This is a genomic window from Acinetobacter sp. 22512, from assembly GCF_052044755.1.
In the GTDB taxonomy this organism is placed as follows: Bacteria; Pseudomonadota; Gammaproteobacteria; order Pseudomonadales; family Moraxellaceae; genus Acinetobacter; species Acinetobacter pittii.
Genome location: NZ_JBQENP010000003.1, coordinates 172,291 through 188,011, shown reverse-complemented (window position 1 = coordinate 188,011; position 15,721 = coordinate 172,291). Strand labels below are relative to the sequence as shown.

At 39.6% G+C, this 15,721-nt stretch carries 13 protein-coding genes; 7 read left to right on the top strand and 6 right to left on the bottom strand.

Going from position 1 to position 15,721, the window contains the following annotated elements; all coding sequences use genetic code 11:
- Positions 1-135: 135 nt before the first annotated feature.
- Entirely contained in the window at positions 136-1,254 is a 1,119-nt protein-coding gene (gene asd / locus ACTJJG_RS05260) for an aspartate-semialdehyde dehydrogenase (RefSeq protein ID WP_005066045.1), read from the bottom strand.
- A gap of 187 nt (positions 1,255-1,441) precedes the next feature.
- On the opposite strand from asd, the gene ACTJJG_RS05255 reads away from it, so the two are divergent.
- Both ACTJJG_RS05255 and gltP read left to right on the top strand, forming a co-directional pair.
- Positions 1,442-2,551 carry an endonuclease/exonuclease/phosphatase family protein gene (locus ACTJJG_RS05255; protein WP_032056255.1) on the top strand — a complete coding sequence of 370 codons (1,110 nt, stop codon included), beginning with the start codon at positions 1,442-1,444 and terminating at the stop codon, positions 2,549-2,551.
- A gap of 698 nt (positions 2,552-3,249) precedes the next feature.
- Positions 3,250-4,536 (top strand): glutamate/aspartate:proton symporter GltP, encoded by a 1,287-nt coding sequence (gltP, locus tag ACTJJG_RS05250; protein ID WP_002114864.1) that lies wholly within the window; start codon positions 3,250-3,252, stop codon positions 4,534-4,536.
- 56 nt (positions 4,537-4,592) lie between these two features.
- Here the strand turns inward: gltP and ACTJJG_RS05245 are convergent, their stop codons facing one another.
- The 4 genes from ACTJJG_RS05245 to ACTJJG_RS05230 form a co-directional block, all read right to left on the bottom strand.
- Positions 4,593-5,693, bottom strand: a complete 1,101-nt coding sequence (locus ACTJJG_RS05245; RefSeq protein WP_372552477.1) for a glycosyltransferase family 4 protein — start codon at positions 5,691-5,693, stop codon at positions 4,593-4,595.
- Positions 5,694-5,958: 265 nt separating this feature from the next.
- Positions 5,959-6,894, bottom strand: coding sequence for an LpxL/LpxP family Kdo(2)-lipid IV(A) lauroyl/palmitoleoyl acyltransferase (gene lpxL / locus ACTJJG_RS05240; RefSeq protein WP_372552478.1), 936 nt, complete (start codon positions 6,892-6,894; stop codon positions 5,959-5,961).
- Positions 6,895-7,004: 110 nt separating this feature from the next.
- Complete coding sequence (locus ACTJJG_RS05235; RefSeq protein ID WP_372552479.1) at positions 7,005-7,637, bottom strand: LysE family translocator; 633 nt, start codon at positions 7,635-7,637, stop codon at positions 7,005-7,007.
- A 225-nt stretch (positions 7,638-7,862) separates the two neighbouring features.
- Positions 7,863-9,773: an ATP-binding cassette domain-containing protein gene (locus ACTJJG_RS05230; protein WP_372552480.1), complete on the bottom strand. Its 1,911-nt coding sequence runs from the start codon at positions 9,771-9,773 to the stop codon at positions 7,863-7,865.
- A gap of 32 nt (positions 9,774-9,805) precedes the next feature.
- Here ACTJJG_RS05230 and ACTJJG_RS05225 point away from each other — a divergent pair, with 32 nt between their 5' ends.
- Positions 9,806-10,051 carry a SlyX family protein gene (locus ACTJJG_RS05225; protein ID WP_002115104.1) on the top strand — a complete coding sequence of 82 codons (246 nt, stop codon included), beginning with the start codon at positions 9,806-9,808 and terminating at the stop codon, positions 10,049-10,051.
- 54 nt (positions 10,052-10,105) lie between these two features.
- Here ACTJJG_RS05225 and ACTJJG_RS05220 read toward each other — a convergent pair whose 3' ends face one another.
- Positions 10,106-11,116: a zinc-binding alcohol dehydrogenase family protein gene (locus ACTJJG_RS05220; protein ID WP_032056251.1), complete on the bottom strand. Its 1,011-nt coding sequence runs from the start codon at positions 11,114-11,116 to the stop codon at positions 10,106-10,108.
- A 99-nt stretch (positions 11,117-11,215) separates the two neighbouring features.
- On the opposite strand from ACTJJG_RS05220, the gene ACTJJG_RS05215 reads away from it, so the two are divergent.
- The 4 genes from ACTJJG_RS05215 to ACTJJG_RS05200 all read left to right on the top strand — a co-directional run bounded on the left by ACTJJG_RS05215 (position 11,216) and on the right by ACTJJG_RS05200 (position 15,710).
- Entirely contained in the window at positions 11,216-11,593 is a 378-nt protein-coding gene (locus tag ACTJJG_RS05215) for a winged helix-turn-helix transcriptional regulator (protein WP_002115061.1), read from the top strand.
- Between the two features lie 148 nt (positions 11,594-11,741).
- Entirely contained in the window at positions 11,742-12,191 is a 450-nt protein-coding gene (locus ACTJJG_RS05210) for a hypothetical protein (RefSeq protein ID WP_004842579.1), read from the top strand.
- Between the two features lie 35 nt (positions 12,192-12,226).
- Positions 12,227-14,863 (top strand): type I DNA topoisomerase, encoded by a 2,637-nt coding sequence (gene topA, locus ACTJJG_RS05205; RefSeq protein ID WP_002115027.1) that lies wholly within the window; start codon positions 12,227-12,229, stop codon positions 14,861-14,863.
- Between the two features lie 88 nt (positions 14,864-14,951).
- Positions 14,952-15,710, top strand: a complete 759-nt coding sequence (locus tag ACTJJG_RS05200) for a hypothetical protein (RefSeq protein ID WP_032056250.1) — start codon at positions 14,952-14,954, stop codon at positions 15,708-15,710.
- Positions 15,711-15,721 lie beyond the last annotated feature (11 nt).

Genomic DNA, 15,721 nt, shown 5'->3' with positions numbered 1-15,721 from the left:
CTAATAAGTCGTAAAGTCATTCAAAATTATACAATAATGAAATGTAAATAAATTGTAAAATTTTCACAAACCAGTTACGAAAAAGCCGATCTAATGTGATCGGCTTTTTATTTTGACTGAATAATTCAAATCAAATTATGAGCTTTTGTATTCAACTAAAATACGTAGCATGCGACGTAAAGGCTCAGCAGCACCCCAAAGTAACTGGTCACCTACTGTAAATGCACCTAGATATTCTTTACCCATGTTGAGTTTACGTAGACGACCTACAGGCACAGTTAAAGTACCAGTTACAGCAACAGGTGTAAGGTCAGTCATAGACGCTTCACGAGTGTTTGGTACAACTTTCGCCCATTGGCTTGAAGTACGAATCATATCTTCGATTTCATCAAGCGGCACATCTTTTTTCAACTTGATAGTAAGCGCCTGAGAGTGGCAACGCATCGCACCAATACGCACACAGTGGCCGTCGATAGGAACAATTTGTGAGTTACCCAAGATCTTGTTGGTTTCAACCTGACCTTTCCACTCTTCTTTTGACTGACCGCTTTCGAGCTGTTTATCAATATAAGGAATTAATGAACCAGCTAATGGCACACCAAAGTTAGCAGATGGGAAACCTTCACCACGTTGTAACTCGGCAACTTGACGATCAATATCCAAAATTGCAGATTTAGGATCATCTAACAATGTTTTAGTATTGTTGTATAAGTAGCCCATGCCAGTAAGTAGCTCACGCATGTTTTGTGCGCCAGCACCTGATGCTGCTTGATAAGTCATAGCAGTCATCCACTCCACCAAATTATTTTGGAAAAGTGAACCTACACCCATCAACATAAGTGATACTGTACAGTTACCACCTACGAAAGTTTTGGTGCCGTTAACCAATCCGTCTTTGATGACGTTAAGGTTTACTGGGTCAAGAACGATGATTGCATCATCTGACATACGTAAAGTTGAAGCTGCGTCAATCCAGTAGCCATCCCAACCAGTCGCTTTTAACTGTGGGAAAACTTCAGACGTATAGTCACCACCTTGACAGGTAATAATGACATCCATTTGCTTCAGACTATTAATGTCTGTAGCTTCCATAAGTGCTGGGGCAGTCTTACCACCAAATGAAGGAGCTTCACCACCTGCATTACTGGTAGAGAAATAAAATGGCTCAATATGAGCAAAATCATTCTCTTCAACCATACGTTGCATAAGGACGGAACCGACCATCCCGCGCCAACCGACCAGACCTACTTTCATGTCATTTTGCCTCGGTGCGTTAAAATTGTTAGGGGGAGTTGAGTGTATCAAAAGTGTCCACAACTGCAAGCGTTACAGAAACAAAACACCATCTTTATTGAGTAGAATATCTTGTTTATGTTACATACAAAATTGATAAAGATGACAAAAACTTTAAAAAACAAATCATCTTAAAAGAGAAAATTCAATGATTTATATCGAAGTTCTAGCTGGTCTGGTGATTTGGTTAAGTTTCTGGTCACTTATTCCTCGTGATGAGTGGTGGTTTCGTGGTGCCGACTTCCCTCGGTTGCAGATTTTATTTGTTGGTCTTTTAGCCTTTATAGGAATACTGTTTTGGCCCAACGAATGGAATCTCTGGCGTGAAGTCGTGCTGGCTGCGCTCATTGCTGCCATTGCCTATCAGCTTAAAATGATTTTGCCTTATACCTTGTTTTGGAAAAAACAGGTTAAACAGGTGAAGACATCTCAATTAGATCCACAAAAGCAGATTTCATTAATCGTATCGAATGTCCTTACTCCTAATGATAAGTATCATTTATTGCTTGAACAGATCAGGACATTAAAACCAGATTTACTACTTACATTAGAAAGCGATACGACATGGGAAAATGCTTTAAGGGAGATTGAAAGTGACTATCCTTATCGTGTTCCTGTACCTTTAGATAATCTCTACGGCATGCATTTATATAGCCGTCTACCTTTATCAAATACTGAAGTTAAATTTATTCTCAGTGATGAAATTCCCTCTATTCATACCACTGTGAATTTACGGTCTGGTATGCCAGTTCAACTCTATTGTTTGCATCCTAAGCCCCCTAGTCCAACTGAGGCGAAGGATTCGACTTTACGCGATGCTGAACTTTTAATTGTGGGCGACCAAATTAAAGATCTAGATGAAAGCTGTATTGTGATGGGTGATTTAAACGATGTAGCGTGGTCACGTACTACACGGTTATTTCAACGAATTAGTGGATTGCTTGACCCGCGTGTTGGGCGACATTTCATTAATACTTTTCATGCGGACTATCCTTTATTGCGCTGGTCTTTAGACCATATTTTCCATAGTACCGATTTCGGTTTAGTGAAGATGCAGCGTTTACCTCATATCGGATCTGATCATTTTCCTGTCTATGTGGTTTTGCAGACTGGTCGAATATTTGAGCATATTCAAGAGGAACTGGAACAAACTCAAGATGATGAAGAAGAGGCGCAAAGAGCTATCCAAGAAGGAATTGCAAAGGCTGAAGCTGAAGAAAAAGTAGTAACTGATAAAATTGCACAGCCTTATAAATAAAAAGAATATAAAAAGTGATGTAAGCAATATCGTACAAAGATTTGAGTCTAGGGCGAATAGGCAGAGGGTTATAAAAACCTTATTCTACATTCATCGGCACACGGAACCGGGAATGGATAGTCCCAAGTAAGGATACACAACGCTGATATGGAATAGCATCACGGATCAGATGTTGGAACGGAAACGATAAAAATAATTATTAACCTGAAAGCACAACCTCATTTACCCGAGTTTTGCAGGATGCAGAACTCGGGTTGATATTTTTATATACCTTATTAAATTTATTGTAAATCAAATAAATATTTCCAAGATTATCTTATTTTTAAAATCTATTTAATTCGCGTTAAGCCTTTATAAATTTTCATATACATCTGCGTAATTTTTAATGAAAAAAGATATAAAAATTTTTTTATCTAAGTTTTTGTTTTTATAGAGTATTAATGGATAAATATAGGCTTTGATTTATTTAAAGATAAATTGGGGTTGTTTAATTAATAAATCTCAATAGAATGTGCCGATCGTTGACATGTTGGATCGTCAACAGGCATTGTTTTTTACTTCGCCGGATCGGCGGGTTGTGATTTGTTTGTACATTTAAATTTCTGTTTGGGAATTAGTGTGCATGTTGAGGTTTCACTCTTAGTTAGTGGTCTTCTCCCTCTCATATTTGATACTTTGCGGTGCATAAGGATTGTCTTATGAAGAATTTTAAATTTAGCCTTGCTTGGCAAATTTTAATTGCTTTAATCCTAGGGATAGTTGTCGGGGCTGTTTTACATAACCAGCCTGAAATCAAAGACAGTATTGTGAATAATGTTCTTACCCCACTTGGTAAGATATTTATTAGCCTGATTAAAATGATTGTTATTCCAATCGTTTTCTCTACCTTGATTTTAGGTATTGCAGGTGTTGGCAGTACGAAAAGTTTAGGGCGACTTGGTTTTAAAACCATTCTCTATTTTGAAATTATTACGACTATTGCTATTTTGGTTGGTTTGGTTGCGGCAAATATTTTCCAACCAGGTGCTGGTGTAGATAAAGCGATGTTAGTGACGACTGATATTTCGCAATATCAGCATACAGCTCAAGAAGTTGGTTCTCAGTCACATGGATTGGTACAGACAATTTTGTCCATGATTCCAACCAATATTGTTAACTCTATGGCACACGGTGAAATGTTGCCTGTGATTTTCTTTGCTGTGTTGTTTGGTATTGGTCTGTCTTCATTGCCAGCAACTACTAAAGACCCATTGTTAAATGTGTTTCATGCAGTTTCAGAAACGATGTTCCGTGTAACGCACATCATCATGAAATATGCACCTGTGGGTGTGTTTGGTTTAATCGCAGTAACTGTTGCTAACTTCGGTTTTACTTCACTCATTCCATTAGCTAAATTGGTAGTGTTGGTTTATGCCGCTATCTTTTTCTTTGCTTTTGTGGTTTTGGGTATTACCGCAAAAATGTTTGGAATCAACATCTTTATCTTGTTTAAGATTTTAAAAGATGAATTGATTTTAGCATTCTCAACAGCAAGCTCGGAAACAGTTTTACCACGTATTATGCAAAAAATGGAAGCTTACGGTGCGCCAAAAGCAATTTCCAGTTTTGTGATCCCAACAGGTTATTCATTTAACCTCGACGGTTCTACACTTTACCAAAGTATCGCAGCAATCTTTATTGCACAGCTTTATGGTATAGATATGTCAATCGGTCAACAGGTAATCTTGGTTATTACTTTGATGATTACTTCTAAAGGTATTGCTGGTGTTCCTGGCGTATCATTTGTTGTCCTATTAGCAACTTTACATACTGTTGGTATCCCGCTTGAAGGCTTAGCATTTATTGCTGGTGTTGACCGTATTATGGATATGGCTCGTACTGCTTTGAACGTTGTTGGTAACGCACTTGCTGTACTTGTAATCAGTAAATGGGAAAAACAATACGACTCTGAAAAAGCTGCCGCTTATGAAGCAACATTTAAATAAGATAGCTTTCTTTTAGTTGTAAAAAAACCCGCGAATATCGCGGGTTTTTTATTGGGTTATTTCAAAACGTGTTGATAAAGTTCTAGTGTTTGATCACACATATCTTTTAAGCTAAACATAGTGACAGGAGCAACGATTTGAGGTTGTTCAATATGCTTTTTCACAGTCTCGATTAATGCTTTTTCATTTTCTGCTTCAACAAGACCTTGGGAGTATACATTCGATAAAATCTCGGCAACACCGCCACGGTTCCAGCCAACCACTGGCGAACCCACTGAAAGTGCTTCTAAGGCTGTTCTACCGAATGTTTCGGCTTGATTGGATAGAGAGAGCACAATATCGCTAAAAGCGAGCCATTCCCGAATATCTGAGCGATGACCTACGAAGGTAATTTTATCTGCGAGCCCTTTACTTTGAATAGTACTTTGCAATTCACTTAAGTAAGCTTGCTTTTTGGCATCAGCACCACCGACAACAACCGCATGTAGCTGAGGATATTGCGACTGAAGTTGTTGCATCAGTTCAATTAAACTTTCATGCCCCTTTAAGCGTGTAATACGACCAGGTAAGCAAAGTAAAAACTTATTTTCAAGCTCAGGAAAGTCATTAAAAACTTGGTTAAACCATTGTGCTGAGGGCTGGTAATTATGTGGAAAAGCTGTTGGGTCAATGCCCCGATAAATTCGCACAATATCTTGCGGTGGACAGTTTTTATAATGGTCAGTGATGTATTTAACCACGCTGTCAGAAACAGCAATCACTTTTTCAGCTTGAGTCATAATCGCACTATAACGATTAACCGAATAGAAACCATGTACAGTGCTAATGAGGTGAGGGCGTTTGTTTGCAGGTATTTTTCTTAAGGCAAAGTGAGTAAGCCAAGCTGGTACACGAGAGCGCACATGAACAATATCGGGTTGATGCTGTTCAATCAGCTGGCGTAAAGGACGAATTTGCCACAAGCTTGAAAGTGATTTTTTATGAATTGGTAGCGTTAAGTGAATAGAATCTTCAGCTTCAAGTTGAGACACTAATCGTCCGCCATTAGACACAACCAGAGATTGATGGCCCTGTGCAACAAGTGCGCGTGCAATTTCTAGCGTGCCGCGTTCTACGCCACCGCTATTAAGTTCTGGGAGAAGTTGCATCACTTTCATTGTTTTTTGCCTTATACATTCATAAAAGATGGACCATCCATAGATACATCATTTCAAACTAAATCATTATCCGGAATTTACTATCGTGCTAGCGACATGGATGTCGCTGTTTCGCTGTGTTACAAGGAGGTAACATCAGCGGAACAAAGGATTTTTGCTTACTTTTTATCCTTAAAAAGTAAGGTCTGCCTATTGGATAGTATTTGAATTTCACTTTAAATTAAGGCTGTGTCTGTCATCAATTTAAAATCATTACAGCGTTATCTTAATAAATCTCTTCATATCCCTCAGGACGTGTCTTAAAACGACGATGGAACCACATATATTGAGTCGGTGCGATGCGAAGCTGATTTTCAATAATTTTATTAACTCGAGTTGCATCATCGACTTCATCTTCAGTTGGCATATTGTCTACCGCAGGTTCAATCAAAATATGATATTTAGGGTCCTGTACATCACCGTGACGATAAAAATATAAAGGAACGGCAACTGCCTTAGAGATTTTTAGTAAACGACGATGAGCAGTTACTGTGGCCGCTGGTACGCCAAAGAATGGTGCCATAACGCCTTGCTTGAGTCCGAAGTCTTGATCGGGGCTATACCAAATGGCATCGCCATCTTTAAGGTGACGAATTAAACCACGCATATCATCATGGTCGATTTGTGCTTTATAAATGGTGCCACGGCAACGATAAATCAGCATATCGAGCAATGGGTTATTTTGAGGTCGATAGACAACATCTGGTTCAAAATACTGAGCACAAACATAGCCGCCAGCATCAAGAAGCGTGCTGTGAGTACCCAATAATAAAACACCTTTGCCCTGAGCTTGAGCATTGGTAATGTGTTCTAAGCCTTCAATGGTGACACGGTTTTTAAACCAGTAAGGCTTATACCATGCGTTTAATGTCTCAAACACACCAAGCATCATATCTACAAAAACTTGCTTAGCTTGTTGTTGTACTTTTTCGGCTGACCATTCGGGAAAGCAGACTTCTAAATTACGAATAGTTGTTTTTCGGCGAGATTTTAAATATCTCCAAGCAAGATTTGCTAAGCCATGAGCCAGACGCCATTGAATTGCCCACGGCAAAATAGCCAAAAGTATTAAAAAAACAATGGCAATCCAAATACCCCAATATTTAGGCAATAAAAAGGACCATTGAAATTCACCGGGCGTATAAGTCTGCTTTTGGCTCATAACGATATAAAGAATTCAAAATTAAAACTGGCAAAAGTGTATCACGAACTGAATTTATCGTCGTAATACACTGTTGAATTGAGCGGTTAAGATGAGGAAGTAAAACGCGGTTATCGGCGATTTTCTAAAAGAATACGAACAGCAAGCCCAGCTAACACCGTTCCCATAAGCCAACGTTGTATATTTGCCCAAAGGGGTTTTTGTTGAAGAAAAAGGGCAATGCTACCCGCAGAAAGCACAATCAGCGCATTTACCGAGAGGCTAACAAAAATTTGAATAGTACCGAGCTGAATGGATTGCCATAAAATACTGCCTTGTTGTGGGTGAATAAACTGTGGCAATAACGATAAATACATAATCGCAATTTTAGGATTAAGTAGATTTGTAGCAAAACCCATTAAAAATAGTTTAGCTGGGGAGTCTACCGATAATTGTTTTACATCAAAAATTGGGGATGCATTGGGACGTAGTGCTTTCCATGCTAGCCAGAGTAAATAAATTGCTCCTGCAATACGAATGGTGTCGTAAGCATAAGGAACTGCAACAATAAGCGCTGTAATCCCGAAAGAAGCGCAAAGCATATAAAATACAAAGCCAACGCCAACACCGGCGAGTGAAATAAATCCCGCCGTTTTTCCTTGGCAAATTGAACGAGAAATAAGGTAAATCATGTTTGGGCCAGGGGTAAGCACCATCGCCAAGCAGATTAATCCGAATGCTAAAATTTGAGAAAGATCTAGCATGAAAAATACTCGAATATTATTATATTGGTAGATATAACATAATTATTTTTATAAGTCTTATATTCAATCAGAGCGATATTTTGAACTATTATGGCTGACTAAACTTAATCACTCATCATGTATTTTTCATAGATTTTTAGCTTTCAAATTTATAGATATTCTATAAAAAGCCCCCTTAATTTAAGGAGGCTTTTTTGTTATTTAAATTGTAGGAAAGAACACAAATTAATTTCCTTTACTCATTTGCTCAAGTTCATTCCAACGCTCTAATTTTTCAAGTAATACCTCTTCAATTTCTGCAAGGCGTTGACTTGCTTTAGTTGCTTCATCGGCATTACTTACAAACCACGAACCATCTGCAAGTTTGTCAGAAAGCTCTGCTTGTTCAACTTCCAGTTTCTCGATTTCGGCAGGCAGTTGTTCAAGTTCACGTTGGTCTTTATAGCTTAGTTTGACCTTTTTCACGTTACTTTGAGCTGCGGCTTTTTCAGCTTCGGCTTTTGCCTGAGCTTTTTTAACGTCAGACTTTTGGTCTACAACTTTATCATCTGGACGCTGCAGCAAATAGTCTTGGTAGCCACCAATGTACTCTGCAATATTGCCTTTACCATCAAAGACCCAAGTCGATGTTACAACGTTGTCCATAAATGCACGGTCATGCGAAATGAGTAATAGGGTACCTTTGTATTCAGAAAGCATCTCTTCAAGTAGCTCAAGAGTCACCATATCCAAGTCATTGGTTGGTTCGTCCATCACAATCAGGTTCGATGGTTTAAGCAATAATTTAGCAAGCAAAATACGGTTACGCTCACCGCCAGAAAGGGCCTTTACTGGTGTACGTGCACGTTCAGGTGAGAACAAGAAATCTTGTAAATAGCTATAGATATGACGACGGTTACCATTTACATCAACAAAGTCAGAACCTTCTGAAACGTTAGCCATGACTGTTTTTTCAAGGTCTAAGGCATTACGTAATTGATCAAAATAAGCAACTTCTAACTGAGTACCTGTCTTAACAGAACCACCGTGTTCGATTTCACCTAAAATGGCTTTAATTAACGTTGTTTTACCAACACCGTTATCGCCGACTAGACCAATACGGTCACCACGCATAACAAGCGTAGAGAAATCTTTGATAAGCGGTTTATCATCATAAGATACACTTAGGTGTTCAATATCAAATACTAATTTACCAGAGCGATTTGCTTCTTGAGTCGCCATGCTCACTTTGCCTTGTTGTGAACGACGAGCTTTTGATTCTTCACGTAAAGCTTTTAAGGCACGAACACGACCTTCATTACGCGTACGACGAGCTTTAATCCCTTGGCGAATCCAAGCTTCTTCTTCAGCTAATTTTTTATCAAATAGAGCATTTTGTTTCTCTTCTGCTTCCATTTGCTGAGCTTTAAGCTCTAAATAGCGTGAATAGTTGCCTTCGTAGCCACGTAGGATGCCACGGTCAAGTTCAACAATTCGAGTTGCAATACTGTCTACAAAAGAACGGTCATGCGAAATAAATAGTAGCGTTAAATTATTTTGATCGAGTAGAAATTTTTCTAGCCACTCAATACTTTCAACATCTAAATGGTTCGTCGGTTCGTCTAGAAGTAATACGTCTGGCTGCGTTAAAAGAGCACGAGCCAGTAAAACACGACGTTTACGACCACCTGAAAGGTCTGCCAAATCTGCGTTTGGGTCGAGTCCCATTTTACTTAACAGGGCATTGACCTTGTTTTCGAGTGCCCAGCCGTCGAGTTGGTCGAGCTTATGCTGAAGATTACCCATACGATCGCAGGCTTCCATATCTCCTAGCATACAAGCATCAGTTGCTTCATGATAAGCTCTGAGTACTTCGGCAGCTTCTCCTGCGCCATCAGCCACAATATCAGCAACCTTACCTGAATCCATTGGGACGTCTTGGGCTAACATTGAAACAGTTAAACCATTTTGAATAGAAACTTCACCAGAATCCGGTAATAGGCTTCCCTCGATCAGTTTAAGTAAAGTAGACTTACCTTCACCATTACGACCAATTAAACAGACTCGTTCGCCACGTTCTAGATTAAAGTTCGCGCCATCGAGCAGGGCAGGTCCGCCAAAAGCAAGTTGGACATCCCTTAGGGTAATATAGGCCATAATGTTTTCCAGAATCTCAAATGAGGATTTAAATGACTAAACCACCATATCATGATGATCAAGCGTCATTTTCCGCACCCATTGAAGATTTGCAAGTGCGAATTACATTTTTGGATGATTTAGTTGAACAATTAAATCAACAACTCGCTATTCAAACTCAAGAAATAGCTGATTTGAAAAAACAAATGCAATTTCTTTATCAACGTGTGGAATCTTCAGATTTATCAGAAGGCATTGCACCTTTTGATCCATTAACGAATAAACCTCCCCACTATTAATAAAAAGGCAAGTTCGATACTTGCCTTTTTATTTGGGAATATTTTCAATTTTGTTTAAAAACCTTGTAAGACGATCTTTCCTTTTGTTGTCCCACTTTCAATTTGCTGATGAACTCGTTTTAAATTTTCAGCATTAATTGGACTTATAACCTCGGTTACGGTTGTTTTGATTTTTCCTTCGTCAACCAGCTTGCTGACTTCATTTAATAGTTCACTTTGTTTTGCCATATCTTCAGTCTGGAACATTGAACGTGTAAACATAAACTCCCAATGCACCGATACAGACTTCGATTTAAACGGTTTGATATCTAACTGTTCAGGATCATCAATGAGCCCAAAACGGCCTTGCGGTGCAATCAACTCTACAATATCTGCTAAATGCTGATCTGTTTGAGTAGTCGAGAACACATATAAAGGTGCAGTTAAACCTAATTGTTTAATTTGGGCTGCTAAAGGTTGACGATGATCTAACACATAATCTGCTCCAAGTTGCTTAACCCAGTCTTGAGTTTCTGCTCGTGAAGCTGTTGCAATAATTGTTAGGTTAGTCAGCTGTTTAAGAAGTTGAATGGTGATTGAGCCAACACCACCAGCTCCACCAATCACTAATATTGTTGTGTTTTCTGGCGCGTTCTTTGGAACTTGCAGGCGATCAAATAACATCTCCCAAGCCGTGATTGCAGTTAAAGGGAGAGCTGCAGCCTCGGTTACTTCTAAAGTTTTTGGTTTATGGCCAACAATGCGTTCATCAACGAGTTGTAATTCGCTATTACTACCTTGACGATTAAGAGCACCTGCATACCAAACGATATCGTCAATCTTAAATTGAGTAACTTTATCTCCAATCGCTTCAACGATACCTACTGCGTCCCAGCCAAGCGTTTTCCACTGATTATTCTCAGGGTTTACATTCTTTCGAATTTTAGTATCTACCGGATTTACTGAGACAGCTTGTACACGAACAAGTAAATCGTGTCCTTCAGCAATAGGTGCATCGAGTTCAATATCAACGAGTGCTTCTGGCGATGTAATGGGACCAGCTTTTTGATATGCCACAGCTTTCATAATTATCATTCCTCTTGTTGAGAGTTTGATCATAACGTAAGCTTAAAATAAGTGACTACAGACAAATAACGCTCATAGTGTCAAAAAGGATACTGTAAAATGGCAAAAGCAAGACACTCAAGTTTTGATTGCTCTCCAGGTTGTTCAGTGGAGGCTGCGATTAGCTTGATTGATGGGAAATGGAAATGCGTCATTCTTTGGCATTTATTTAATGAAGGCACCTTGAGGTTTAACGAAATTCGAAAGCGTGTTCCGAGTATTACCCAAAGAATGCTGACAAATCAGCTACGTGAATTGGAACAAGATGGAATTATTCATCGGGAAGTCTATCCTCAGGTACCACCTAAAGTAGAATACTGCCTGACTGATTTGGGACAAAGTCTTGAGAAAATTCTGTTTGCTTTAAAACAGTGGGGGGATGCTCATATTGACCAGTTTGGAAAGCTGACACTTGTTAATGGCCATCCGGATCCTTAATTATATTTGTGTTCGCTCATCACAATTTGCACTGTGAAATCTGGCTATTTTTAAGCTTGTCCCTGTATCGGGCATTATTTTTATGATGAAACTTGCGTTTTCTGGTCAGCTTATGCAACTCTAATAAAAGAGATTAATAGGTTTTGCTATGGACAATATGGGAATTTGGGTTACCGTTATCATTGTTCTTTTCGTACTAGGCTCCATTTTTGGTTTAAGAGTGAGCCCACGTGAAAAGGCACTTGGTATTATGCGTGATAAAGCTCGTAAAATGGGTTTACACCCACGTGTAATCGTTGCACCTGAATGGACACATGTCCCCATGGCGACTGAAAAGCGTGCCAGCATGGTTGCTTATTATAGTGTATTGATTCCCGATGCCCGTTTATCTTTAATGCGTGCTCGCGTTATAGACGGCAAATTAAAAGTGGTTCAAGGTGATGAGAAATTTAATGATTCTCCCATTGCATTAAAAGGGATTTATGCTATTGATATGCAGGCAAACTGTGTAGGGCTTTATTGGGATGAGGAATCAGACCTGAGAGCAACACAATTAGATGAGATGAAGGCTTATCTGTTGAACTTGGCTAAAGCCTGATTTTTAAATTTATTGGTATAGGAATAACATTTTATATGGCGAATACCTCGCGCTCTGCATCTCAAAGCACAGCATCTACTGCACCTGCTGCACATAAACGTGCCTTAGTGATTGTGGAGTCGCCTGCCAAAGCGAAAACCATCAATAAATATCTGGGTTCGCAATACATTGTAAAGTCTTCTGTAGGTCACGTACGTGATTTGCCAACAGGTGGCAGCAAATCAACTGAGAAAAAGCCGGCTGCCCGGACGAAACTCACTGAAGCAGAAAAAGAACAAAAAGCCAGTCAGGCTTTAGTTAATCGTATGGGGGTTGATCCTGAACATGGTTGGGAAGCTCATTACGAAGTTCTGCCAGGTAAGGAAAATGTTGTTGCTGAACTAAAAAAACTCGCCAAAGATGCCGATGCAATCTATCTCGCAACGGACTTGGATAGAGAAGGGGAAGCCATTGCTTGGCACCTAAGAGAAGTTATTGGTGGTGATGACAGTCGTTATCATCGCGTGGTATTTAACGAAATTACTAAAAATGCCATTCAAGAAGCATTTAAACAACCTACGCGTCTAGATTTAAACCGAGTTAATGCACAGCAAGCACGCCGTTTCTTAGACCGTGTTGTTGGCTTTATGGTTTCACCATTACTTTGGGAAAAGATTGCCCGTGGTTTATCGGCAGGTCGTGTACAGTCTGTAGCGGTGAAACTGGTTGTAGAGCGTGAAAGAGAAATTCGTGCTTTTATTCCGGAAGAATACTGGCAAGTTTTTGCAGACACGCAAGCCAAGAAAGATGACATTCGTCTTGAAGCAGTTAAGCAAGCTGGTAAAACCCTTAAACTGAAAAATAAAGCTGAAACTGATGCTTTATTGGATGTTTTAAAAGGTGCTGAATATAAAGTTGCACAGCGTGAAGATAAACCGACTAAGGTAAATCCAAGCGCACCATATATCACTTCAACGCTGCAACAAGCTGCAAGTACACGTTTAGGTTTTTCTGTAAAGAAAACCATGATGCTGGCACAGCGTCTATATGAAGCAGGTTTTATTACCTATATGCGTACTGACTCAACGTTCTTGAGTGATGATGCAGTAAGCATGGTACGTGCTCATATTGAAAGCCAATTTGGTGAGAAATATTTACCGGCGAAGCCAAACCGCTATGGTAACAAAGCCGGTGCTCAAGAAGCCCATGAAGCAATTCGTCCTTCTAATGTTGCGCTTACAGGTGACCAACTTGCAGGTGTAGAGCGTGATGCTCAGCGTTTGTATGATTTGATTTGGCGTCAGTTTGTTGCTTGTCAAATGACTCCAGCAGAATATTTATCTTCAACTTTAACGGTTGAAGCTGCAAATGTTGAATTGAAGGCAAAAGGCCGTACGCTTGTATTTGATGGTTTTACACGAGTGCGTGGTGCCAACAAGTCGGATGACGATATTATTTTGCCTGCAATTAAAGTAGGTGAAATTTTAAAATTAGAGAAGTTAGACCCAAGTCAGCACTTTACTAAACCACCTGCACGTTTTACTGAAGCATCTTTGGTTAAAGAACTTGAAAAACGTAGTATTGGTCGTCCTTCGACTTATGCAGCGATTATTTCTACGATTCAAGAACGTGGCTACGTTAAGTTAGAAAACCGTCGTCTTTTCGCCGAAAAAATGGGTGAAATTGTCACGGATCGACTTGATGAAAGTTTCAATAACTTGATGAACTATGCCTTTACCGCAGACCTTGAAGGGCAACTCGATAAAGTTGCAACAGGTGAGCGTAACTGGAAAGAGTTACTTGATACTTTCTATGGTGACTTCAAGAAACGTCTTACCAATGCTCAGGGCGAGCACGGCATGCGCCGTAACCAACCAGTTGAAGTGCCAGCGGTACATTGTCCTGAATGTTCACGTCCAATGCAGATTCGTACAGGTACAACAGGTGTATTCTTAGGATGTTCTGGCTATAACTTGCCACCTAAAGAGCGTTGTAAAGGTACTTTAAACTTAACACCAGTTGAGTCCTTAGCTGCTCTTTCTGATGATGATGGTGCTGAAACCGCAGATTTGATGTCAAAACATCGTTGTGCAAAATGTGGCACAGCCATGGACAGCTACGTGATTGATGGTGGTCGTAAACTACATGTATGTGGTAACAACCCTGACTGTGACGGTTTTGAGCTTGAAGAAGGTGAGTTCAAGATTAAAGGCTACGATGGCCCAACCATTCCGTGTGATAAATGTGATGGTGAAATGCAGCTTAAGACTGGTCGTTTTGGTCCGTATTTCGCTTGTACAAGCTGTGACAATACTCGTAAAGTCTTGAAGAGTGGTCAGCCTGCACCTCCACGTGTAGAACCGATCAAGATGGAACATTTGCGCTCAACAAAGCATGATGACTATTTCGTGTTGCGTGATGGTGCTGCTGGTTTATTCTTGGCTGCAAGTAAATTCCCGAAAATTCGTGAAACACGTGCGCCAAAAGTTGCGGAATTGCGTAGTGTTGCCGCTCAGCTTGATCCTAAATATCAATTTATTTTACAAGCGCCAGACGTAGACCCTGAAGGTAATCCGACAGTTGTGAAATTCAGTCGTAAGAATCAATCACAATATGTAGGCTCAGAAACTCCAGAAGGTAAACAAACCAAATGGAGCCTAATTTATCAAAATGGTAAATGGGTTGAGGGCTAATTAAGTCCACAATAAAAAATGCTAGCTCAGCTAGCATTTTTTATATCTAAAACAATAAAAGAAAATTTTAAATGTATGGGGAAAAAGAATGTGGAAAAACATTCGAGTTTTATGTTTGTTAATTATTTTATTGATTGTTGCTGTTCAGGCATGGCGAGATCAAAACCAAGACTGGAATCAACCTATTGTTGTCGTTTTACATCCTATTAATGCAGATGGTTTGCAGACAACGCAGAGCTATATTCATCAATTGCAATACACTGATTTTGAGGGAATAAGAAATTATTTGGCAGAATGGTCGCAACACTATCGTGGTCAATCAGGAAACTTTGTAATTCGTTTAGGTCAGCCATTACAGCAACGACCTCCTGAGGTTCCTCAAAATGCCAATATCTTTCATGTGATGTGGTGGAGTTTAAAGTTCCGTTTTTATGCATGGCGACATCAACAATCTGAAGACAATGGGGCATCACTTAAACTTTATTTAAATTATTACGATCCCAATTATCAAAAAGTTTTGATCCATTCGACTGCTTTGGAAAAAGGTCGTATTGGTAGTGTGAATTTATTTGCGACTAAAACACAAGCTTCCCAAAATCAGGTTGTGATTGTTCATGAGCTATTACATGGCTTTGGGGCACAAGACAAATATGATTTAGAAACTGGTCAACCGCTTTACCCTCTAGGTTATGCGCAACCTGAAAAAGTGTCTTTATATCCGCAAACTGACGCTGAAATCATGGGTGGTCGAACACCATTATCTGAGCAGAGCAGTAAAATGCCGAATGGTTTACATGAAACAATAATAGGTTTACCTACAGCTCAAGAAATTGGTTGGGTGAAATAAAATTGTGGATA